This window comes from Ruegeria sp. BHSC276 (genome assembly GCF_059612945.1).
Window position 1 is genome coordinate 452492 of record NZ_JBXWRP010000001.1, and the last position, 22123, is coordinate 474614.

Sequence of the window (22123 nt, forward strand, 5' to 3'; positions counted from 1 at the left end):
GAACGGGTGGAGCCAATTGATGCGGGCAGGCAGGCGGAAGTGCAGTCTGAGGGGCTGGTTCATTGGCGCGATGCTGGCCGTGGCCCCGCACAGCCTGCTTGCACTGGAAACCTCCCTGTCGGCGCCGGGCCTGCCGCCGGACGTTGTCAAGAAGATCGAAAACACGTCCTCGGTCATCACGGCCGAATCCCGGGGCCTGGACACACCTTTGGAGGTCTTTTCGGCCGCCCTGTCCGATTATCGCACCATCGTGCAGATCCTGTATGACGCGGGGTATTTCGGGCCTTCGGTCAGCATCAAGCTGGACGGGCGCGAAGCCGCTGACCTCAGCTCGGTGAACGTTCCGGCGCGGATCAACCGTGCGGTGATCTCGATCAATCCCGGGCCCGCGTTTTCTTTCGGAACCGCCGTCATCCGCCCCGTGGCCCCCGAAACCGACCTGCCCGAAGGCTTCGCCACCGGAAAGCGCGCCACTACCGGCGCGATCCATGATGCGGCGTCGGCCGGGGTGCAGGGCTGGAAAAACGCGGGCCACCCCAAGGCCGCCCTGTCCGATCAAGAGATCATCGCCCGCCACGCCCAAGCCCGGCTGGATGCTCGGATCAGGCTGGACCCGGGCCCACGCCTGCGGTTCGGCAAGATGCATATCGCAGGCGACACCGATGTCAGACACAGGTCAATCGAGAAAATCGCTGGTTTCCCTTCGGGCGAGGTCTATTCGCCGGACAAGCTGCAGAGAGTCGGCACCCGGTTGCGTCGCACCGGAACATTCAGCAGCGTTTCGATCGTCGAGCGTGAAACACCCAACCCCGACGGCACGCTGGATTTTGACGCCACCTTCGAGGACCTGCCCAAGCGCCGCCTGACCTTCGGGCTCGAACTCGCCTCGCGCGATGGGCTGGATCTGGCGGCCACCTGGACCCACCGAAACGTTTTCCGACGCGCCCAGCGTCTGCGGCTCGAAGCCGCGATCCGCAACATCGGCGGGTCCGAAGACGTCGATTACCGCCTGGGCCTGCGCCTGGACCAGCCCGACAGGCTGGGCCCCGACGACAGCACATTCTGGAGCGCGTTGCTGGAACGGCGCGACACCGACAATTACACCGTCTCGGCAGCGTCGCTGGTCTTCGGCGCACGTCGGACATTTTCAGACAGTCTCTATGCCGAAGCCGCCACGGGTTTCTACTACTCCGAAGCGGATGACGCCTATGGTACAGGCCGCAAGTTCCGGTATTTCATCCTGCCGACCCGATCCGAATGGGATCTGCGCGACAGCAAGGTCAGCGCCACGCGCGGTTATTACCTTGACGCCCAGGTTATGCCGTTTGTCGGGCTGTCTGGAACCGATACGGGGATTCGGCTGTTTGTCGACGGGCGTGGTTATGCCAGCTTGGGCACCGGCGGACGGCTGGTGCTTGCCGGGCGCATTCAGCTGGGTTCGGTGATCGGCCCGCCGGCCGACGGGGTCACGCCCGACTTCCTGTTCTTCTCGGGAGGCGCGGGCACCGTGCGCGGCCAACCGTATGAAAGCCTGGGCGTGCCCGTCGGAACCGGAATCGCCGGTGGCAAATCCTTCCTGGGCCTGTCCGGCGAAGTCCGCGGAAAGGTGACCGAGAAACTGTCGCTGGTCGGGTTCTACGACTACGGTGCCGTGGACATCTCGTCCTTCGTTGGCAGCGGCGCCGAAACCCATTCGGGCGCCGGCTTGGGGGTCCGGTATGATCTGGGTGGGTTTGGGCCCCTGCGGCTGGATCTGGCCGTTCCCGTCCAGGGAGACACCGGCAACGGGCTGCAATTCTACATCGGGATCGGGCAGGCATTTTGACACGTCATCTTTTATATCCGCTTGCGATCGCCGCCCTGTCGCTGACTTTGTCGGGTCCCGTTGCAGCACAGGACTCGGACGGCGGTGGCATGCTGTCCGATTTCCTTCAGAACACCCTGTCAGCCGACAATCGCAACGTGCGCGTCGTGGGGCTGCAAGGCGCGCTGAGCGCCCGCGCCACGATCGAGGAAATCACCGTCGCCGATGACGACGGCGTCTGGCTGACCATCCGCAACGCCGAGTTGGACTGGAACCGCCTGGCCCTGATCCGCGGACGGTTTTCCGTGAACGCCCTTACGGCGCAGGAAATCGACATCGCCCGCGCGCCTGGCAAGACGACGTCAGATGAACCAACCGCCACAGCCGAGGCCCAGCCCTTTCAACTGCCGGAACTGCCTGTTGCCATCGAAATCGGAGAACTCCGGGTGGACAGCCTGTCGCTGGGTCAACCGCTGATCGGCGTCGCGGCCAAGTTGTCGGTAGACGGCAACCTGACGCTGGCCGACGGCACCCTTGACACCAAGCTGGGTATTGACCGACTGGACCGCCAAGGCGACCGGATCGCCCTGACCGCCGGGTTCCAGAACGAAAGCCGTCAGATCGACCTTGATCTGACCGTGTCCGAGGCGCCCGGCGGCCTGATTTCCCAAGCCCTGAAAATCCCCGACAGCCCGGCCATCGGGTTGACGGCCAAAGGGTCTGGGCCGATCACGGATTTCACCGCCGATATCGGTCTGGGCAGCGACGGGATGGACCATGTCAGCGGCCAGATACGTCTGCGGGGACTTGAACAAACGCAAACCTCCGCACAGGACGGCATTGTCTTTACAGCGGATCTGGGCGGCGACCTCAGGCCGTTTCTTGCCCCCGAAATCGACCCGTTCTTCGGCGCGCGCACACGCCTGTTCATCGACGGACGGACATTGCCGGGCGGTGGGATGGAGGTCTCCAAGGCCGAAATCACCTCGCAGGCGCTGCGCTTCGAGGCGCAGGTGAACCTTGCCGCAGGCAATGCCTTGCAGATGGCAGCCATTCAGGGCCGGATCACTCCGCCTGCCGGCGATGAGGTGGTTCTGCCCTTCGGCGGCGGGGATACCTCGGTGGGCGCAGCCCAGTTCTCGGCCCTGTTCGACCAGAAGAACGGCAACTACTGGGATCTCAGCCTGACCGCCAACGCAATCGATACGCCGCAGTTGCGCGTCGCTCGGGCGCGGCTGACGGCACAGGGCACTCTGACGCAAACCGCCGGCCTGGACCTGAGCGGCGATCTTCAGGCCTATTTGGGCGGTGTCGATCCAAACGATCCCGCCTTGAAGGCGGCGGTTGGCGACCAGATCACCTTGGATGGCCGGTTCGACTATGGCGCAGACCAGACGCTTGGGTTGTCGGGGTTCGAACTGGTCGGAACCGACTATGCCATGCGGGCCAACGCACAGATTAGCGGGTTGGCAAGCGGGTTGAAGGTCGACGGGACCGCCACCGCCGATGTGACGGACCTGTCCCGGTTCTCGGGCCTGGCGAAACTGGACTTGGGCGGACGGGCCAGCCTGCGTGTCGAAGGCGCGGGCTCGCCGCTGGAGGGGAGTTTCGACGGCAAGCTGACCGTTGAAGGGTACGACCTGTCCACCGGCCGCGACGACATCGACCCGGTGATCGCCGGAGAGACCGACATCGCGCTGGACGCGCGGCGCGATGCGGGCGGCATAACGATCCGCGCGCTCACCATCAATGGCGAGACCCTGACCGCGCAGGCCAGCGGAGACGTGACGACCCCCGGCGGCAATCTGACGCTCGACGGACAGGCCGAGGTGAGGGCGACCGATCTGTCGATTTTCTCGGGTCTGGCCCAGCGCCCGCTGACCGGCGCGCTGTCAGCGCGGGTGGATGGCAAGGGCGCGTTCCAAACGCTGACGTTCGACGGCACCGCCAGCCTGGACGCCCGCGATGTCCAAACCGGACTGGACCAGATCGACCCGCTGTTGACCGGCCGCGTTGAGGCGGCGTTCGACGGGGCGTACGGCCGCGACCGAATCGACATCCGGCAGGCCAGCCTGAACAGCGCCGCCGTGCAGGCCGAGATCGCCGCCACCATCGACGACCCGACTGGGACATTGGTCGTTGATGGCCGGGCCAAGGCCGAAATCCCGGACCTGTCGTTGTTCGCGGCATTGGCGGGCCGCCCCGTGGCCGGGGCCGTTTCGGCAGAACTGTCGGGCAAGGCCGCCAGAGACAGCCGGACCTTCGACATTCGCGGAACAGTCAAGGCCGACGACATCCAGACCGGGGTCGCATTGGCCGACGCTCTGGTACCGGGTCGCACGACCCTGACCGTGGACGCGGCGAACGACGACCAGGGCCTGAACATCCGCACATTCCGGCTGGCAGGCACCGCGCTGTCGGCAAATGCCTCGGGTCAGTTGGACCGGGCATCCGGCGGGCTGAGTTTCTCGGCCGGTCTGGACGATCTGGCACGCATCTCGAACACGATTTCGGGGCCATTGAAACTGGATGGTAACGTGGCGCCCACGGCTTCGGGGCTGGAAGGGTCGGCGCGTCTGCAAGGGCCTGACAGCTCATTCGCGGCGCTTGTTGGCGCGGTGAATACGGATGGGTCCGCCGATCTGGACTTTGACGCCAGGTTCGACCGTATCGAGCGTTTCGCGCCGGACTTCCCGGGCAGCGTCACCGCCAAGGGAAATGCCCGGCGTGACGATGGTGTCTGGACGATCGACGCCGCCGCAACCGGCCCGGCCGAGATCAACAGTACCGTCAAGGGCACTTATTCCGAGGCAGCAGGCACGGCCGACATCACCGCGCAGGGCGGCGTAAATCTTGGCATCGCCAATGCGTTCATTACCCCGAACAAGATCGAGGGCTCAGCCCAGTTCGATCTGGCCCTCAATGGCCAACCCTCGCTGGACGCGCTCAGCGGCTCGGTCACGACCTCGGAGACTTCGTTGGCCATACCAACCGCCGGTCAAACCATTACCGGCATCACCGGCCGGATCGACCTTGCCCAAAGCCGCGCGACGATCGCGTTGAACGGCGGCATGCGGGCAGGCGGCGGGTTCACCGTCAGCGGCCCCGTCGATCTGACACCGCCCTTCAATGCGCAGATCACCACCGCGATCAACAACCTGGTGGTGACCGACAACCTGCTGTACAAAACCACGTTGAACGGACAGCTCGCCATGACCGGTGCGCTGGCCCGCAACAGCACGCTGGCCGGGCAGATCACCTTCGGGGAAACCAACATCAACCTGGCAGCCGCCTCGGGGGCCGTCGGCGCCGCACCCATCCCGGTGATCGAGCATGTGGGTGAAAGCGCCGCCAGCCTCGTCACGCGCCAGCATGCCCAATTGGTCGAAACCGAGCGCACCCAGAAAGGCGAGTCCCGCATCGCGCTGGACATCAGCCTGCTTGCGCCCAAAAGCGTCTTCGTGCGCGGGCGTGGCGTCAACGCGGAACTTGGCGGTGCGATTTTCATCAGGGGCACCACCGCCTCCGTTGTGCCTTCGGGCCAGATCGACCTGATCCGGGGCAATCTGGACATTCTCGGGCGTCGGCTGGCCTTGACCAAAGGGATCGTCAGCCTGCAGGGCGACCTGAAGCCGTATATCGAATTCGTGTCCTCGGCCAGCACCTCGGACGGAACCGCGACCATCGAGATCGCCGGGCCGCTGGACGCCCCCGCCGTCGACGTGTTTTCCGACCCCGAACGCCCGGCCGAAGAGGCGCTGGCCATGTTGCTGTTCGGCAACCGGTTTTCCGAGCTTTCGCCCTTCGTGATCGCGCAGATGGCGGCCTCGCTGGCGCAGCTCAGCGGTGCGGGCGGCGATGCCACCAAAGGCGTGCGCGACGCGACAGGGGTTGATACCGTCGATGTCGGCGCGACCGAAGGCGGTGGCGGGCGGCTGGGTGCCGGCGCCTATCTGAGCGACAACCTCTATACCGATTTCACCGTGAACACCGAGGGCGATACCGAGGTGAACCTCAACCTGGACGTCACCGACAATATCACCGTGCGCGGCACGGTGGATGGCAAAGGGGAAACCGGGATCGGCATCTTTTTCGATCGCGATTACTGAAGGCCAGTATCGCGGGGCCCGTCAGGATCTTCGGATGCCGATCGGCTGCCCGATTTGCGGCGCGGCCTCCAGACCCGCGTGATCGGCCACCATCCGGGCCAGACGCGCTACGGCCCAGTCCGGGTAGGGTTCCGACCGACCTGTTGTGTGGCTGACATTCATGAACAGGGCCTCTTGGGTGGCACAGACCACGCCATCCTCGGCCGACACCATCTGTGCAAAATAGTGACCACGCTTGTAATCGGCGTCCAGCATCCGAAACCGGAACACCAGTGCCTCGCCTTCGCGAACCTCGCGCAGGAAATGCAGATGAGACTGCAGGATGTACGGCCCCTGCCCCAGCGCCGCGACCTGCGGTTCGCCCAAGCCCAGATGATCGACCAGCAGACGTTCGAAGGCCAGATCGAACACCACGCCGTAATACCCCACATTCATGTGGCCGTTATAGTCGATCCAGTCGGGCCGGACCGAAAAACCGGTGATTTCGACTGGTGCGGGGTACGGGCCGTCATGGCCGCCCAAAGGCTCGGATTGCGGGGTCATTGCGCGCTGTCCTCCTCGAAGATCGCCACCGCGCGGACGAACCCGGCCGAGGCGCCCTTAATCTTGAACGGAAAGCAAGAGATCTCGAACCCCGTGGGCGGCAGGCTTTCCAGATTGGTCATCTTCTCCATGTGGCAATAGCCGATCTCCATCGACGCGCGATGCCCCTCCCAGATGATCGAGGGATCATGGGTTTCCGCGTATTCCTGCGCGGTCAGCGGAAAGGGCGCGTCCCAACTCCAAGCGTCGGTGCCGGTCACCCGTACGCCGCGCTCGGTCAGGCACAGCGTGGCCTCGCGCCCCATTCCGCAGCCTTTCATCAGGTAATCCGGCTGGCCATAGCAGGTGCCGGCGGAGGTGTTGACCACGACGATATCCAGCGGTTGCAGGTCATGCCCGATCCGCTTCAGCTCGGCCTCGACATCGGCGGCGGTGACGACGTAGCCATCCTCGAAATGCCGGAAATCCAACTTCACGCCCGGGTTCATACACCACTCCAGCGGCACCTCGTCGATGGTGATCGCCCGCTCGCCCCGGTTCATGGTCGAGTGGTGGTGGTACGGCGCGTCCAGATGGGTGCCGTTGTGGGTGGCGATCTGCAGCCGTTCGATGGCCCAGCCCTCGCCGCCGGGCAGGTCCTCTTTTTTCAGGCCGGGGAAAAATGCCATCACCTGCTCGGCCGTCTCGTCGTGGCTCATGTATTCGATCTGCGGCAGCATGATCGGTGGGTCCGACACGATGCCGGTTTCCAGCGGGACGGACAGATCGACGAAACGGCGGGCCATGAACTCCTCCGGGATTGCGCGGCTCAAGGGTTGGCTGGCTGCAAGCATCTGTCAAGCCAAGAAAAAGGCGGGCATGTAGGCCCGCCTTTTCAAGGTTTTGGTGAGTGGTGGCAGTCGTTACTCGGCCGCGATGGCGTCCTCGATCTTTTCAACACGGATGGCCGAGAACTTGAACTCGGGGATCTTGCCATAGGGGTCGATGGCCGGGTTCGTCAGGATATTGGCCGCCGCCTCGACATAGGCGAAGGGGATGAACACCATGTCCTCGGCGATCGCCCGGTCGGCGCGCACCATGATCTCGATCGAGCCGCGCCGGGTGCTCAGACGCACCATCTCGCCCGGCTCGATCCCCATCAGCTTGAGCGTTCGCGGGTTCATCGAACAGTTCGCCTCGGGCTCGACTGCGTCCAGAACCTTGGCACGACGGGTCATGGACCCGGTGTGCCAGTGTTCCAGCTGCCGCCCTGTGGTGGCGATCATCGGGAATTCCTCGTCCGGGGCCTCATCCGGGGGGATGATGCTGGCCGGAGTGAATTTCGCACGGCCATCGGGGCGCGGGAAGCCGTCGCCGAACACGATGGACTGGCCCGGATCGGTTTCGGACAGCGACGGATAGGTGATGCTCTCGGTCTCGAGCCGCTCCCATGTGATGTTGTCCAGCGACGCCATGGTCAGCTTCATCTCGGCAAAGACCTGCGAGACTTCCGTGTAATCCCAGTTCAGCCCGATGCGCTTTGCCAGATCGACGGTGATCGCCCAGTCCTCGCGCGCATCGCCCGGCGGCGGCACCGCGGGGCGCACGCGCTGCACTTGGCGGTTGGTGTTCGACACCGTGCCGTTCTTTTCATACAGCGCCGAGGCCGGCAGGATGATGTCGGCATAGTTTGCCGTTTCGGTCAAAAAGATGTCCTGCACGATCATCAGGTCCAGCTTGGCCAGCGCCTCGCGGGCGTGGTTCACGTCGGGGTCGGACATGGCCGGGTTTTCGCCCAGGATGTACATGCCCTTGATCTTCCCCACATAGGCGTGGTCGATGATCTCGGTCACGGTCAGGCCCTTCTCGTTCGAGAAATCGCCCGAATTCCAGACCTGACTGAACTTGGCTCGAACAGCGTCGTCGGTGACCGACTGGTAGTCGGGCAGGAACATCGGGATCAGGCCCGCATCCGAAGCCCCCTGCACGTTGTTCTGCCCCCGCAGCGGGTGCAGACCCGCGCCCGGTTTGCCCACATTGCCCGTCATCAGCGCCAGCGAGATCAGGCAGCGCGAATTGTCGGTGCCGTGTATATGCTGGCTGACGCCCATGCCCCAGAAGATCAGCCCCGCATTCGCATTGGCGAAAATTCGGGCCACGCGGCGCAGCTGGTCCGGTTCGATGCCGCAGATCGGCGCCATCTTCTCGGGCGTGAACTGGCGCAGGTGCTCCTTCTCGGCCTCCCAGTTCTCGGTCCAGCGGTGGATGTACTGGCTGTCATACAGCTCTTCCTCGACGATCACGTTCATGATCGCGTTCAGCATCGAGACATCGGCACCGGGCCGGAACTGCAGCATCTCGGTCGCGAATTTGCGCATGCCCACGCCGCGCGGGTCCATCACGATCAGCTTGCCGCCGCGCTTGGCGAACTGCTTGAAATAGGTCGCCGCGACGGGGTGATTCTCGATCGGGTTGGCGCCGATGATGATCGCCACATCGGCATTTTCGATCTCGTTGAAGGTCGCGGTCACTGCGCCCGAGCCCACGTTCTCGATCAGCGCCGCCACCGACGAGGCGTGGCACAGCCGCGTGCAGTGGTCCACGTTGTTGTGGCCAAAGCCCTGCCGGATGAACTTCTGGAACAGATAGGCCTCTTCGTTGGTGCATTTGGCCGAGCCAAAGCCCGCCACGCTGCGCGGATCCTCATCCCGCAGCTTCATCAGCCCCTTGGCGGCCAGGTCCAGCGCTTCGTCCCAGGTCGCCTCGCGGAAATGGGTGCTCCAGTCGGCGGGATCGACGTTCAACCCCTTGGGCGGCGCATCCTCGCGCCGGATCAGCGGCTTGGTCAGGCGGTGCGGGTGGTGGATGTAGTCGAATCCGAACCGACCCTTGACGCACAGGCGGCCTTCGTTGGCGGGACCGTTGATGCCCTCGACATATTTGACCTTGCCGTTCTTGACCTTGAGGCTGACCTTGCAGCCCACGCCGCAGAATGGGCAGACGCTTTCGGTCTCGGAGTCGTAATCCTTGCTGTCGCCGCGCTGCTGGTCGTCCAGCACGGTGGCGGGCATCAGCGCGCCGGTCGGGCAGGCCTGAACGCATTCGCCGCAGGCCACGCAGGTCGACTCGCCCATCGGGTCGTTCTGGTCGAACACCACCTGCGCGGTATGCCCGCGGCCGGCCATGCCGATCACGTCATTCACCTGCACCTCGCGGCAGGCACGGACGCAGAGGTTGCAGTTGATGCAGGCATCCAGATTGACCCGCATCGCCACATGGCTGTCATCCAGCAGCGGGATCTTCTCGGGCTCTTTCGCGGGAAAGCGGCTGTCGCTGACATCGTTCAGCTTGGCCATGTCCCAGAAATGGCTGGAGGTATCATGCGGCTGCTCTGGCTGGTCGGCCACCAACAATTCCATCACCAGCGCGCGCGATTTCTCGGCGCGGTCGGTGTCGGTTTTCACAACCATCCCTTCAGCCGCCGGGCGGATGCACGAGGCGACCAGCGTCCGCTCGCCCTCGACCTCGACCATACAGGCGCGGCAATTGCCGTCAGGGCGATAGCCCGGCGCGGGCTTGTGGCACAGATGCGGGATGACCAGACCCTTGCCGTTGGCCGCTTCCCAGATCGTGGTGCCCTCGGGTACCGTCACGTCTTCGCCGTTCAGGTTGAAGGTGACGGTCTTGGTTTCGCTCGCGTCAAGCATAGCTGTCTCCCTCAGATCTCATTGGCGAAATGTTTCATGACCAGGCGGATCGGGTTCGGAGCCGCCTGCCCGAGACCGCAGATCGAGGCATCACCCATCACCTGGCACAGGTCTTCCAGCAGGTCGGTGTCCCATTTCTCGGCCTGCATCAGCTTCACCGCCTTTTCGCAACCCGCGCGGCAGGGCGTGCACTGGCCACAGCTTTCGTCCTCGAAGAACCGCAGCATGTTCAGCGCCGCGTCGCGCGCGGTGTCCTGATCGGACAGGACCACTACGGCGGCGGACCCGATGAAGGTGCCATGCGGTTGCAGAGTGTCGAAGTCCAACGGGATGTCGTCCATCGACGCGGGCAACAGGCCCGAGGACGGCCCGCCCGGTTGATACGCTTTGAAAACGTGACCCTCGGCCATGCCCCCGGCGGCATTAATCACGTCAAGAATGGTCGACCCTGCCGGCAGCAGGTAGACCCCCGGCTTGGCCACCCGGCCCGAGACCGAGTAGCTGCGCAGGCCTTTGCGGCCATTCTTTTCAACCGAATTGAGGATTTCCGGGCCTTCCCGGCAGATCTTGGACACCCAGTAGAGCGTCTCGACATTGTGCACCAGCGTCGGGCGGCCAAACACGCCGACCTGCGCCACAAAGGGCGGGCGGTGGCGCGGCAGGCCCTTCTTGCCCTCGATCGACTCGATCATCGCGGATTCTTCGCCGCAGATATAGGCGCCCGCACCGCGGCGCAGGTCGATATAGCCTTTCTCGACGATCCCGGCCTGTTCCAACGCTGCAATCTCGCGCCGTAGGATTTCCAGCACCGCCGGGTATTCGTCGCGCATGTAGATGAAGCAGGTCTCAGCCTCGACTGCCCATGCGGCGATCAGCATCCCTTCGAGGAAAACATGCGGCGTGCGTTCAAGATAGTAGCGGTCCTTGAAGGTGCCGGGCTCGCCCTCGTCACCGTTGACAGCCAGGTAACGCGGGCCGTCGTTCATGCGGACAAAGCCCCATTTCTTGCCCGACGGGAAACCGGCGCCGCCCAAGCCGCGCAGACCCGAGGCCAGAACCTGTTCCTGAACCGCTTCCCAGTCGCCACCTTCGCGCAGTTCTCTTAGTTTGGCGTAACCACCGTTTTCGAAATAGGTCGCGAAGGTCTCGTAGTCGGGCAGATGGGCGTGGGTATCGCCCGCCGCGATGGCGGCCTGCACCTTTTCTGGGGTGGCGTGGTCGATATGGTTGTGCCCGATTTCCAGCACCGGCGCGGTGTCGCAGCGCCCCATGCAGGGCGCGCGCAGAACGCGCACTTCGGACGGGTCCAGCCCATCTTCCAGCGCCTTCTTCAGCTGTTGTGCGCCGGCCAATTCGCAGGACAGGGAATCACAAACGCGGATGGTCAGCGCGGGGGGCGGCGTTTCACCTTCTTTGACCACGTCGAAATGGGCATAGAAAGTCGCGGTCTCGTAGATCTCGGCCTGACCGACTCGCATCTCAACGGCCAGCGCGGCAATGTGGTCGGCGCTGATATGGCCGTGCGTGTCCTGGATCAGATGCAGAAACTCGATCAGCAGGTCGCGGCGGCGCGGGCGGTCGCCCAGCAGGCGCTGAATCTCGGCCTGCGCTTCGTCCGTGAACTGTCGGCCCTTGGGCGTGTGCCGCCCCTTGCCTTTGCCTGACTTCCAGACGCCCTTGGGCGCGCTTGATGGCTTGGTGTCCAATGGTGCCATGATGCCCTCCGAATTGAGGCCCCGTGTCTCATCAGCAAACCATATCGTCAAATCGCAAAACCGAATGGCACGATAACGACGGTTTATCACCGCAAAGACGTCACCACCCGTCGCAAGGCATCGACCGTCGGCAGTTCCGGGTCGCGCGCCAAGGTCGCCAGACAGATCGGCTTGCTGACCACCGGATCGACCAAAGGCAGGACCCGCGTCCCCTCAAGATCGCCCAGCGCCCGTACCAGAACGCGCGGCACAACCGTCGCCGCCAGCCCTTCGCGCGCCATGACCATCGAGGCGGTGAAACCGCTGGTTTCGGCCACTACATGAGGATGTAGCCCTTGTTCGGCGAAAATCCTGTCGAGAATGCGCCGGTTCTGCATCTGCGGCTCCAGCAGGCTGAGCGGGAACTCGGCCACGCGTGCCCAAGGGATCGGGCCGGTTTCCTGCGTCATGTGCTCGGGCACGAGCAGCACATAGGTTTCCTCGTATAGGGGATGAACATGGCGCAGATCGGTGCCGATGCTGTCGCCATAGGTGATCCCGGCATCAATGCTGCCTTCGTCCAGCCGGTACTGAATCGCGGTGGCCGACATCGTCTCGATCCGCGACAGGATGCGGGGATGCGCCGCCTGCAACCGTTTGATCAGGCGTCCGGTAAAAGCGATGGCGGTCGGGATCACGCCAAGGATCAGGGTGCCGGTGATCTCGCCCTTGATCGCCTGCACCTCCTGCTCCAGCGCCTTGGCGTCATCCAAGATACGGCGGGCGCGGCGGACGATCATCTCGCCCTCTTCGGTCAGGCCCTGAAACCGGTTGGCCCGGCGCACGATCGACACGCCCAGCCGATCCTCGAGGTTGCGGATGCGCATCGAGAACGCGGGTTGCGAGATGCCGCATTCCTCGGCCGCCTTGGCGAAATGGCGATGGCGCGCAAGCGCGGACAGCAGGTGCAGGTCGCGAAGGTCGAACACGGGCGGGCCTCGGGGTTGCGGAGGATGCCCGCAGGATACCGGGTTTGCCCGCCGGGAAAAGACGTTTCGCGATCAGGTGTTGAACAGGAAGTGCAGCACGTCGCCATCCTTGACGACATAGCTTTTGCCTTCGGCCCGCATCTTGCCGGCTTCCTTGGCGCCCTGTTCACCGTTGCAGGCGACAAAGTCGTCATAGGCGATGGTCTCGGCGCGGATGAAGCCCTTTTCGAAATCGCCGTGGATCACGCCCGCGGCCTGCGGGGCCAGCGTGCCGCGACGGATGGTCCAGGCACGTGCCTCTTTCGGGCCGACGGTGAAATAGGTTTCCAGCTTGAGCAGGTCGTAACCCGCGCGGATCAGGCGATCGAGGCCGGGTTCTTCCAGCCCCATTTCCTGCAGGAACATCTGTGCCTCGTCCGGCTCCAGCAGGCTGATCTCTTCTTCGATCTTGGCGCTGATGATGACGTGGGCGTTACCCTGCTCGGCCGCCATCTTGGCCACGCGTTCGGAATACTCATTGCCGGTGGCCGCATCTTCCTCGGATACGTTGCAGACATAGAGAACCGGCTTGGTCGTCAGCAGTTGCAGATTTTTCCAGGCCTTCGCATCCTCGTCGCTGACCTCGACCAGGCGGGCGGGCTTGCCGTCCTCCAGCATCTGTTGTGCGGCGGCCAACAGGCGGTCCTGCTGCTGGGCCTCCTTGTCGTTGCCCTTGAGCTTGCGCACCAGGTTGGCGCGTCGCTTTTCAATGCTTTCCAGATCGGCCAGCATCAGCTCGGTCTCGATCGTCTCGGCATCGGCAACCGGATCGACGCGGCCCTCGACATGGGTTACGTCGCCGTCTTCGAAACAGCGCAGCACATGGGCGATGGCGTCCACCTCGCGGATGTTGGCCAGGAATTGGTTGCCCAGCCCTTCGCCTTTCGAGGCGCCTTTGACCAGTCCGGCGATGTCGACGAAGGTCATCCGGGTCGGGATGATCTGCTTGGATTTGGCAATGGCGGCCAGCTTGTCCAGGCGCGCATCCGGCACCGCAACGTCACCCACATTGGGTTCGATCGTGCAGAACGGGAAATTCGCCGCCTGCGCGGCCGCGGTCTTGGTCAGCGCGTTGAACAGGGTCGACTTGCCGACATTCGGCAGACCCACGATACCCATTTTAAAGCCCATTGCGGCCTCCTGATGCCATTCGACGGCTGCTTCTATGCATCTCACGGGGAATCCGCAAGGCGCTGGTCTGCCGCCAGACTGAGTCCCATCGGCAACATCACGAAAAGTCGCGGAATCGTGCGCCTTCCCGTGTTGAACTTACCGACATACGGTTCCGATTTACGATCCGAGTTCTTCAAAGGTTATGATTTGACATGAAAAACCTTCTTGCCTCAGCCGCGCTTTCAGCCTTTGCGACCATAGCACCGGCGCAAACCATCATTTTTGGGGCCGGTTATGCCGATTTCTCGGACCGCCTGTCTGCAGATCAAGCGATTTTCTCGCTGGAATATCAGCACCGGCCGTTCCATCAGGCCGAACGGTTCAGTGCGACCTGGGGTGCGGCGATTTCGTCGGACAAGGACGGCGACAGCCATATCGGGGCCGGACTGATCGGAACCTACCAGTTTGCCAACCGATGGTTCGTCGAAGGCAGCGTGATGCCCGGCTATTACAACGAGTCGCTGGCGCTGAATGACCTGGGCGGCAGCTTTCAGATCCGCAGCCTGCTGGGCGTCGGCTATACGCTGAACGGCGGCAACGACGTATCGCTTGCGATCACCCACAAATCGAACGCAAGCACGCAAGAAAAAAACCCCGGCATGAACGCCCTTATGCTGCGGTATCATCTGAACTTCTGACCCCGGCGGTCAGGACGGGATTGATTTTCGGCCAAACTTTCTGCACATCGGGTCCAAACCTGTATGCAAGGATCGTCCATGACCCGTATCGACGCCAAGTTCGCCGCCCTGAAGGCCGAGGGTAAGAAGGCCTTTGTCGCCTATGTCATGGCCGGGGATCCCGACTATGACACCTCGCTTGAAATCGTCCGCGGCCTGCCGGGGGCCGGCGTCGACGTGATCGAACTGGGTCTGCCCTTCACCGATCCGATGGCTGACGGCCCGACAATTCAGGCCGCCGGTCAAAGGGCACTGGACGGCGGCATGACGCTGCAGCGCACGCTGGATCTGGCCAAGGCGTTCCGGGAAACCGACGACACCACGCCGATCGTGCTGATGGGCTATTACAACCCGATCTACAGCCGCGGCGTGGACAAGTTCCTGGCCGACGCCAAAGAGGCCGGCATCGACGGACTGATCGTCGTTGACCTGCCGCCCGAGGAAGACGACGAGCTGTGCCTGCCCGCGCAGGCGGCCGGGCTGAACTTCATCCGGCTGGCCACACCCACCACCGATGACAAGCGCCTGCCGCGGGTGCTGCAGAATACCTCGGGCTTTGTCTATTACGTCTCGATCACCGGCATCACCGGTGCGGCCGAGGCCGAGGCCACCAATGTCGGCCCCGAGGTCGCGCGCATCAAGGCGGCGACCGATCTTCCGGTGATCGTGGGGTTCGGCATCAACACGCCCGAGAAATCACGCGCCATCGCCAGCGTTGCCGACGGGGCGGTGGTCGGCTCGGCCATCGTCAGCCAGATCGCCGCCGGAAAACCGGTGGCCGAGGTTCTGGACTTCGTGAAATCGCTGTCAGACGGCGCCCACAGCGCCTGACGGCAAAATCCGAAACGGATTTCAGCCGCTGCAGGCCGCACGCCCGCGGCGGTTTATCTTTGCGTCTTTGACCCATCTGACCACATGCGCAACTGGCCGTTGCGCCTTGGCGGAAGAATTGGTAAAGAAACCTAACCAATCTGCAGAAGGGCGCGGCCATGCCTGTCATTACCAATATCGACGACCTCAAACGCATCTATGAACGCCGGGTGCCCCGGATGTTCTATGACTATGCCGAAAGCGGCAGCTGGACCGAGCAGACCTTCCGCGACAACAGCGCGGATTTCCACGACATCCGCCTGCGCCAGAAGGTTGCGGTGGACATGTCCGGCCGCTCGACCGCGTCGCAGATGATAGGACAGGACGTGGCCATGCCGGTGGCCCTTGCGCCCGTGGGCCTGACCGGGATGCAGCATGCGGATGGTGAAATGAAGGCCGCCAAGGCCGCGCTGGATTTCGGCGTGCCCTTCACGCTGTCGACCATGTCGATCAACTCGATCGAGGATGTGGCCGAACATACCGGTGCGCCGTTCTGGTTCCAGCTGTACACCATGAAGGACGAGGACTATGTCCGCCGCCTGATCCAGCGCGCCAAGGATGCCAAATGCTCGGCCCTGGTCATCACCCTTGATCTGCAAATCCTCGGCCAACGGCACAAGGACTTGAAGAACGGCCTGTCCGCCCCGCCGAAACTGACCGCCAAGACCATCGCCAACCTGATGACGAAATGGGCCTGGGGCATCGAGATGCTGGGCGCGAAACGGCGCGAGTTCGGCAATATCGTGGGTCATGTTCAGGGCATCTCGGACGCCTCGTCGCTGGGTGCGTGGACCGCTGAACAGTTCGATCCCAGCCTCGACTGGAAAAAGATCGAGAAACTGATGGAGCAATGGGGCGGCAAGGTGATCCTGAAGGGTATCCTTGACCCCGAAGACGCCAAGATGGCGGCCAAGTTGGGCGCCGACGCCATCGTGGTCTCGAACCACGGCGGGAGGCAATTGGACGGCGCACTCAGCTCAATCCGGATGCTGCCGCGGATCATGGATGCGGTGGGCGGCGATGTCGAAGTGCATCTCGACAGCGGTATCCGCTCGGGGCAGGACGTGCTCAAGGCGCTGGCGTTGGGGGCCAAAGGCACCTATATCGGGCGCGCTTTCGTCTACGGGCTGGGCGCGATGGGCCAAAAGGGCGTGACCACAGCGCTGGAAGTGATCCAGAAGGAACTGGACACCACCATGGCCCTGTGCGGCGAGCGCAACGTGGCCGATCTGGGGCCGCACAACCTGCTTGTCCCGCAGGATTTCTGCGGCCGCTGGCAGGAATGACGCGGAAATCGTTTTTACCCCTTTCCAAATGGCCGGATTCGGTCTAAGGACGCCGCTTCACGCGGGGTGACAGCCTTGGAGGCACCCTGCCCTAACATTGGAGATTTATCATGGCTGGTGAGATTCCTGATCTCGTAGCTCTGGAACGGACGGGGACGGGCAAGGGCGCCGCTCGTCAGGCACGCCGCGACGGCATGGTTCCGGGCATCGTATTTGGTGGCGACAAAGACCCGCTGCCGATCCAGATTCCGTTCAACGAACTGTTCAAGCGCCTGAAGGCAGGCCGCTTCAAGTCGACTCTGTGGAACCTGAAGGTCGAGGGCCACGAAGACGTCCGCGTCATCTGCCGCGACGTGCAGCGTGACGTGGTCAAGGACCTGCCGACCCACCTGGACCTGATGCGTCTGCGCCGCACCAGCAAGATCGCGCTGTACATCCCGGTCGAGTTCATCAACGAAGACGCGGCCCCCGGCATCAAGAAGGGCGGCGTTCTGACCGTCGTCCGCCCCGAGGTCGAACTGGTCTGCACCGCCGGTGACATTCCCGAAAAGATCACCGTCGATCTGACCGGCCTGAACATCAACGACGTCGTGACCATCTCGTCGGTCGATCTGCCCAACGGCACCAAGCCGACCATCGATCGTGACTTCGTGATCGCCAACATCTCGGCCCCGACCGGCTTGGTCACCGATGACGAGGACGGCGAAGAAGAAGTAGCTGCCGATGCAGTCGAAGTCGTCGGCGAGGATCAGGAATAAATCCAGTCCCGGATTGTTCCGAATTCAAACGGGGTGTCGCAAGGCGCCCCGTTTTTCGTTTGAACCGCGGACCGCGCTTGTTTACCTGATCGGTGCAACCAACATTCCGTGCAACGCAAGGAACCAAGGATGAAACTGTTCGTCGGACTGGGCAACCCGGGCGCGAAATACGCGAGGAACCGGCACAATATCGGCTTCATGGCCGTGGACGCCATCGCCGACGCGCATGGCTTTGGCCCCTGGCGGTCCAAATTCCAGGGCGAGGTTTCCGAAGGCCGGCTGGGCCGCGAAAAGGTTCTGCTGCTCAAGCCGATGACCTTCATGAACCGGTCGGGCCAGTCCGTGGGTGAGGCGATGCGGTTCTACAAGCTCGACTCGACCGACGTGACCGTGTTCCACGACGAGCTGGACCTAGCCCCCGGCAAGGTGCGTGCCAAATCGGGCGGCGGACATGCGGGGCATAACGGCCTGCGGTCGATCCATGACCACATCGGGGCGGCCTATGACCGGGTGCGTCTGGGCATCGGGCATCCCGGCCGCAAGGAACTGGTCTCGGCCTACGTACTGGGCGACTTCGCCAAGGCTGATTCTCAGTGGCTGGAGGACGTTCTGCGCGGGGTTTCCGATGGCGCCGTGCATCTGGCCGAGGGCGATACGGCCAAATTCATGAATGCCGTCGCCCTGCGCACCGCGCCGCCGCGCAGCTCGACCACGGCAACCAAGCCCGCGCCCAAACCTGCTACCCACCCCACCGCGCCCGAGGCCGACACGCGTTCGGCGATGCAGAAGCTGCTGGACAAGTTCAAATAGGCCCCGAAGCCTGCCGCAACGTAGCGATTGCGGATTGAACGGCATCGCGCTCCAATGCCGTCAACAGGGGAGGGAAACATGAAAACGGTCCTGAAATGGCTGCTGCGCATCGTGCTGATGCTGGCGCTGGCCGCCGTCGTCGTCGGCGTCTGGAAACGGGAAGAGATCCAGCGGTTGCTGGCCGTGAACTCTCTGTTTTCCGAGGAAAAGATCGTCCACAACTTCTCGCACATGGATCAGGCTTTTCTGACGACCCCCCTGCCCCGCGGAGATGGCCCGACCTGGGAGTTGCCCTACGGCCCCGCGTTTGACCTGCCTGAGGGCAGCCAGGACTGGATCGAGGAGAGGGCGGTGACATCCCTGCTGGTGATGCAGGATGGCCAGATCCGGTTCGAGGAATACTATATGGGCACCGGGCCGGATGACCGGCGGGTTTCATGGTCGATGGCCAAAAGCTATCTGTCGGCGCTGTTTGGCATCGTCATGAACGAAGGGGCCATCGAGTCACTGGACGATCCGGTCGTCAAATATGCCCCCAAGCTAAAAGGCAGCGCCTACGAACCCGCCACGATCCGCAATGTGCTGAACATGGCCAGCGGCGTGACCTTTGACGAAGACTACCTGGACCCCAATTCCGACATCAACCGGATGGGGCGCGTGGTGGCCCTGGGTCGAGAATTGGACGATTTCACTGCCGCGCTTACCGAGAGTTTCGCCACCCCCGGCGAAGTCTGGCAATATGTCTCGATCGACACCCATGTCGTGGGGATGGTTATCCGCGGCGCCACCGGCCGCAGTATTCCCGACCTGCTGACGGAGAAAATCGTACAGCCGCTGGGATTGGCGCGCGATGGCTACTATGTCACCGACGGGGCTGGCGTGGCCTTCGTGCTGGGCGGGCTGAACTTCACCACCCGCGACTATGCGCGGTTTGGGCAGATGATCCTGCAGAACGGTGTACACGACGGCCGCCAGATGGTGCCGGCCGACTGGATCCCGGAATCGACCTGGCCCACCGCTCCGACCGAACCGGAAAAAATCGGCTATGGCTATCAATGGTGGATCCCGGTTGGGGCACATGAAGGCGAGTTTCTGGCCCGCGGCGTCTATGGGCAGTACATGTATTTCGACCAACCTCGCGGCGTCCTGATCGTGGCCACGGGGGCTGATCGAAAGTTCCGCGAGTCCGGCGTCAACGAACAGAACATCGAAATGTTCCGCAAGATCGCCCAAAGCCTGTAAGATGGGGTCATGCAGAAACAGGACAGCATCAACGTATTGGGCGGGGTTCTGGCCCCGTGTTCGCGGAAACCGCTGACAGGGTTCTTCCGTGACGGGGCCTGCAATACCTGCCCCGAAGATCGTGGCAACCACACGGTCTGCGCGGTGATGACGGCCGAGTTTTTGGCCTATTCGAAATATGTCGGCAACGACCTCAGCACGCCGCGGCCCGAGTTCGACTTTCCCGGTCTAAAGCCCGGCGACCGCTGGTGCCTTTGCGCCGGCCGGTTCCTGCAGGCGCATGACGAGGGCTGCGCGCCCCTCGTGCATCTCGAAGCGACCCATCAGCGCGCGCTCGAAATCGTGCCGCTGAGCGTGCTTGCATCCTACCGGGCGCCAGCCGACTGACAGCGAAGCGATGCCCGACCAGATGCGTCAGAACGCCATTCGCCACATCACGTTGACCGCATAGCTTTCGAAACCGCTTTCGCCGATACCGTCATAATAGATCCCGGCTGACAGCGTGCTGCTGTTTTCCAACCGGTAGTCAAGCCCAAGATCGGCCCGGCCGCGTGTGGTATCCCCGATCGGAGCCACTCCGACGGCGGTCCCGGCGCCCGAGGTGCTGCTCCAGACCCCCGACAGGCCGCCGGTCAGCGTCATCTCGCCACGCGACACCACAATGGGGCGACTGAAATCCAGACCCAGCCTGGCCGTCGTCAGGCTGAAGTCCTGATCCGGGATCCGGTTTCCCAACCCGTCGGAATAAGCCTTCTGGTCATCGGAGGCATAGCTGACGTCCAGAAGCGGCATCAGGGTCAGGTCCCCATACTGCATCTGACCGGTCACGCGAGTTTGAACCAGCCAGCGATCACTGTCGAACTTGTCCGTGTAGGTGCCGAACGGCGAAATTTCGTTGCTGGCTTGCCCATACAGCGCACGGCCTTCGAAGAACACCGGCTGCCCGGGCATCTTGGCCACGACGTAGGGGCCGATCAGCCAGCCCGTCCCATCGACATCGCCCACACCATCCTCGGTCTTGGCATAGTCGATCTGCACCATGCCCCCCACAAGCAAATTCGGATTGATCTGCCGGTGCGCGCCCATGACCGCCAGCGCATAAGAGCTGTCGAAATCGTCCTGTGAACTCCAGTTCCCGGTCAGGTTGAACCAGATCGGATAGGCCCGGCTGCTGGCAAAGTTCAGATATCCCGCCCCTTGCGTCGCAGTGGCATCCAGAACGCCGCCTCCGGGTTCCGAGAGGAACGGCGTCAGCTTGGGCTGATTGGAAACCAGGCTGTTAGCCCGCGCATTCTGAAAGGCCTGAATCAACCGTTGGGTATTCACCACGGGCTGGACCGAGCTGACCCGGTTCGAAGCTAAGTTCGGGTTTCCGGCTGCATCGGTAAACACGTTTGCAGGCACGAATAATTCGATCGGCCCGTTGCTTTGCGGCGTCAGCGTCGCCACGTAATTTGCTCCTGAACCCGTCATCGCGGCGGTGGCATTGGTAGCCGACAGATCGCCCACCACGAAATTCGTGCTGGGCTCGCTGAGCGTGATCGTCGCCTGATACTGCCCGCCGGAAGTCGCCGACAAGGGGCTGATCGTCACTGTCGGGCGTGTGGTGTCCACGGCAGTTCGGGTGTTGATGATCTGCGTGGTGGTGACGCCAGACAGCGCGATCTCGTATCGGTAGAGTTGGCCGCCTGGTGTTTCGCGGGCGGTGAATACCACCCCCATGTAGCCATCGGTGGAATAGGTCGCATCGGCTCCGTTCTGGCTGAGGATGGTCACGTCCACCCAGCCCAAAGCTGTCAAGCCGGCAGGCGTTACCGCCGGCAAAGGAAAGATGAAACCCCCGCTGTAGATGGCCCCACCCGGCACCTCGCCCGAACCGCCAAGCGAGACGAAAGCTGTCGAAGTTCCCTGAAGATTAGTAAAGAAGATGTTGCCGCCATTCGGCGTCGTCACTGTCGATCCGATGAACTGTGGCGGACCGAAGGCCCGGGCCTGCCGCCACTCGCCAATTAACACGAACATGGCCGCCAACAGCAGAACCAAAGACTTGCGCAAGACCGACCAAACCATCCCAATCTCCTAAGTCACCACCGCGGGCGGCCAAGGTTTGCCAAGCCGCGCCGTGCAATCGTCAATCATGCTTGGGGGTCTGTTCCCACCGCACCCACATACATTCTTGACTTGAGGCTAATTGAACCGAAATCCGCTGTACAGATTCCGCAAGCGAGTCACCATTCGTCTGCTGCCTCCGCGACACAAGGGTTGATTTCCACACACGGGCGCGCGGGATCGATGGACCGGCTTAGGATATCGAAAAATGTAGTTTCTATGGCAACCGGCATCCCAACGCCGTTGCCCGGATACGCGACCACCCTGGTGTTGGACGACCATCGGCTTAGGCCTGAGCTGTCAACAATTTGAACGACTAATGCGCACTCGACCC

The 22123-nt window shown here is 63.1% G+C and carries 16 protein-coding genes; 9 read left to right on the top strand and 7 right to left on the bottom strand.

Annotation, left to right across the window (positions count from 1 at the left end):
• Positions 1-19 precede the first annotated feature (19 nt).
• Together AC2FMD_RS02265 and AC2FMD_RS02270 are read left to right on the top strand one after the other, a co-directional pair.
• Complete coding sequence (locus AC2FMD_RS02265) at positions 20-1825, top strand: autotransporter assembly complex protein TamA (RefSeq protein ID WP_496794605.1); 1806 nt, start codon at positions 20-22, stop codon at positions 1823-1825.
• Entirely contained in the window at positions 1822-5913 is a 4092-nt protein-coding gene (locus AC2FMD_RS02270; RefSeq protein WP_496794606.1) for a translocation/assembly module TamB domain-containing protein, read from the top strand. The genes AC2FMD_RS02265 and AC2FMD_RS02270 overlap by 4 nt, the downstream gene beginning before the upstream one ends.
• A gap of 21 nt (positions 5914-5934) precedes the next feature.
• On the opposite strand, the gene AC2FMD_RS02275 is transcribed toward AC2FMD_RS02270, so the two are convergent.
• The 6 genes from AC2FMD_RS02275 to ychF all read right to left on the bottom strand — a co-directional run bounded on the left by AC2FMD_RS02275 (position 5935) and on the right by ychF (position 13995).
• Positions 5935-6456 (bottom strand): thioesterase family protein, encoded by a 522-nt coding sequence (locus tag AC2FMD_RS02275; RefSeq protein ID WP_496743418.1) that lies wholly within the window; start codon positions 6454-6456, stop codon positions 5935-5937.
• Positions 6453-7241 (bottom strand): cyclase family protein, encoded by a 789-nt coding sequence (locus tag AC2FMD_RS02280; RefSeq protein WP_496743419.1) that lies wholly within the window; start codon positions 7239-7241, stop codon positions 6453-6455. Before AC2FMD_RS02280 ends, AC2FMD_RS02275 begins: the two co-directional genes overlap by 4 nt.
• A 117-nt stretch (positions 7242-7358) precedes the next feature.
• On the bottom strand, positions 7359-10142 hold the full coding sequence (gene fdhF / locus AC2FMD_RS02285) for a formate dehydrogenase subunit alpha (protein WP_496794607.1): 2784 nt from the start codon (positions 10140-10142) through the stop codon (positions 7359-7361).
• 11 nt (positions 10143-10153) lie between these two features.
• On the bottom strand, positions 10154-11857 hold the full coding sequence (locus AC2FMD_RS02290; protein ID WP_496794608.1) for an NAD(P)H-dependent oxidoreductase subunit E: 1704 nt from the start codon (positions 11855-11857) through the stop codon (positions 10154-10156).
• Positions 11858-11943: 86 nt separating this feature from the next.
• Complete coding sequence (locus AC2FMD_RS02295) at positions 11944-12825, bottom strand: LysR family transcriptional regulator (protein ID WP_496743423.1); 882 nt, start codon at positions 12823-12825, stop codon at positions 11944-11946.
• Positions 12826-12897: 72 nt separating this feature from the next.
• Entirely contained in the window at positions 12898-13995 is a 1098-nt protein-coding gene (ychF, locus tag AC2FMD_RS02300) for a redox-regulated ATPase YchF (RefSeq protein WP_005978002.1), read from the bottom strand.
• Between the two features lie 194 nt (positions 13996-14189).
• Here ychF and AC2FMD_RS02305 point away from each other — a divergent pair, with 194 nt between their 5' ends.
• From AC2FMD_RS02305 to AC2FMD_RS02335, 7 genes are all read left to right on the top strand, one after another.
• A complete protein-coding gene (locus AC2FMD_RS02305) occupies positions 14190-14675 on the top strand; it encodes an acyloxyacyl hydrolase (RefSeq protein WP_496794609.1) in 486 nt (161 codons plus the stop codon).
• A gap of 78 nt (positions 14676-14753) precedes the next feature.
• The gene (gene trpA / locus AC2FMD_RS02310; protein ID WP_496794610.1) at positions 14754-15545 is read left to right on the top strand and encodes a tryptophan synthase subunit alpha; all 792 of its coding nucleotides are present in this window, start codon (positions 14754-14756) and stop codon (positions 15543-15545) included.
• 158 nt (positions 15546-15703) lie between these two features.
• Positions 15704-16870, top strand: coding sequence for an alpha-hydroxy acid oxidase (locus tag AC2FMD_RS02315; RefSeq protein ID WP_496711324.1), 1167 nt, complete (start codon positions 15704-15706; stop codon positions 16868-16870).
• A gap of 110 nt (positions 16871-16980) precedes the next feature.
• Positions 16981-17628, top strand: a complete 648-nt coding sequence (locus AC2FMD_RS02320) for a 50S ribosomal protein L25/general stress protein Ctc (protein WP_496681983.1) — start codon at positions 16981-16983, stop codon at positions 17626-17628.
• Positions 17629-17757: 129 nt separating this feature from the next.
• Entirely contained in the window at positions 17758-18438 is a 681-nt protein-coding gene (gene pth / locus AC2FMD_RS02325) for an aminoacyl-tRNA hydrolase (RefSeq protein ID WP_496686909.1), read from the top strand.
• A 78-nt stretch (positions 18439-18516) separates the two neighbouring features.
• Positions 18517-19680, top strand: a complete 1164-nt coding sequence (locus AC2FMD_RS02330) for a serine hydrolase domain-containing protein (protein ID WP_496743119.1) — start codon at positions 18517-18519, stop codon at positions 19678-19680.
• A 9-nt stretch (positions 19681-19689) separates the two neighbouring features.
• Positions 19690-20067 carry a DUF2237 family protein gene (locus tag AC2FMD_RS02335; RefSeq protein ID WP_496743118.1) on the top strand — a complete coding sequence of 126 codons (378 nt, stop codon included), beginning with the start codon at positions 19690-19692 and terminating at the stop codon, positions 20065-20067.
• Positions 20068-20094: 27 nt separating this feature from the next.
• Here the strand turns inward: AC2FMD_RS02335 and AC2FMD_RS02340 are convergent, their stop codons facing one another.
• Entirely contained in the window at positions 20095-21750 is a 1656-nt protein-coding gene (locus tag AC2FMD_RS02340) for an autotransporter domain-containing protein (protein WP_496794611.1), read from the bottom strand.
• Between the last annotated feature and the right edge of the window lie 373 nt (positions 21751-22123).

Bases quoted from the DNA above. Each gene is read 5' to 3' on its own strand.
- AC2FMD_RS02265 (WP_496794605.1), top strand. From the start codon at position 20: ATGCGGGCAGGCAGGCGGAAGTGCAGTCTGAGGGGCTGGTTCATTGGC.
- AC2FMD_RS02275 (WP_496743418.1), bottom strand. From the start codon at position 6,456: ATGACCCCGCAATCCGAGCCTTTGGGCGGCCATGACGGCCCGTACCCC.
- AC2FMD_RS02280 (WP_496743419.1), bottom strand. From the start codon at position 7,241: ATGGCCCGCCGTTTCGTCGATCTGTCCGTCCCGCTGGAAACCGGCATC.
- fdhF (WP_496794607.1), bottom strand. From the start codon at position 10,142: ATGCTTGACGCGAGCGAAACCAAGACCGTCACCTTCAACCTGAACGGC.
- AC2FMD_RS02290 (WP_496794608.1), bottom strand. From the start codon at position 11,857: ATGGCACCATTGGACACCAAGCCATCAAGCGCGCCCAAGGGCGTCTGG.
- ychF (WP_005978002.1), bottom strand. From the start codon at position 13,995: ATGGGCTTTAAAATGGGTATCGTGGGTCTGCCGAATGTCGGCAAGTCG.
- AC2FMD_RS02305 (WP_496794609.1), top strand. From the start codon at position 14,190: ATGAAAAACCTTCTTGCCTCAGCCGCGCTTTCAGCCTTTGCGACCATA.
- trpA (WP_496794610.1), top strand. From the start codon at position 14,754: ATGACCCGTATCGACGCCAAGTTCGCCGCCCTGAAGGCCGAGGGTAAG.
- AC2FMD_RS02315 (WP_496711324.1), top strand. From the start codon at position 15,704: ATGCCTGTCATTACCAATATCGACGACCTCAAACGCATCTATGAACGC.
- AC2FMD_RS02320 (WP_496681983.1), top strand. From the start codon at position 16,981: ATGGCTGGTGAGATTCCTGATCTCGTAGCTCTGGAACGGACGGGGACG.
- pth (WP_496686909.1), top strand. From the start codon at position 17,758: ATGAAACTGTTCGTCGGACTGGGCAACCCGGGCGCGAAATACGCGAGG.
- AC2FMD_RS02330 (WP_496743119.1), top strand. From the start codon at position 18,517: ATGAAAACGGTCCTGAAATGGCTGCTGCGCATCGTGCTGATGCTGGCG.
- AC2FMD_RS02335 (WP_496743118.1), top strand. From the start codon at position 19,690: ATGCAGAAACAGGACAGCATCAACGTATTGGGCGGGGTTCTGGCCCCG.
- AC2FMD_RS02340 (WP_496794611.1), bottom strand. From the start codon at position 21,750: ATGGTTTGGTCGGTCTTGCGCAAGTCTTTGGTTCTGCTGTTGGCGGCC.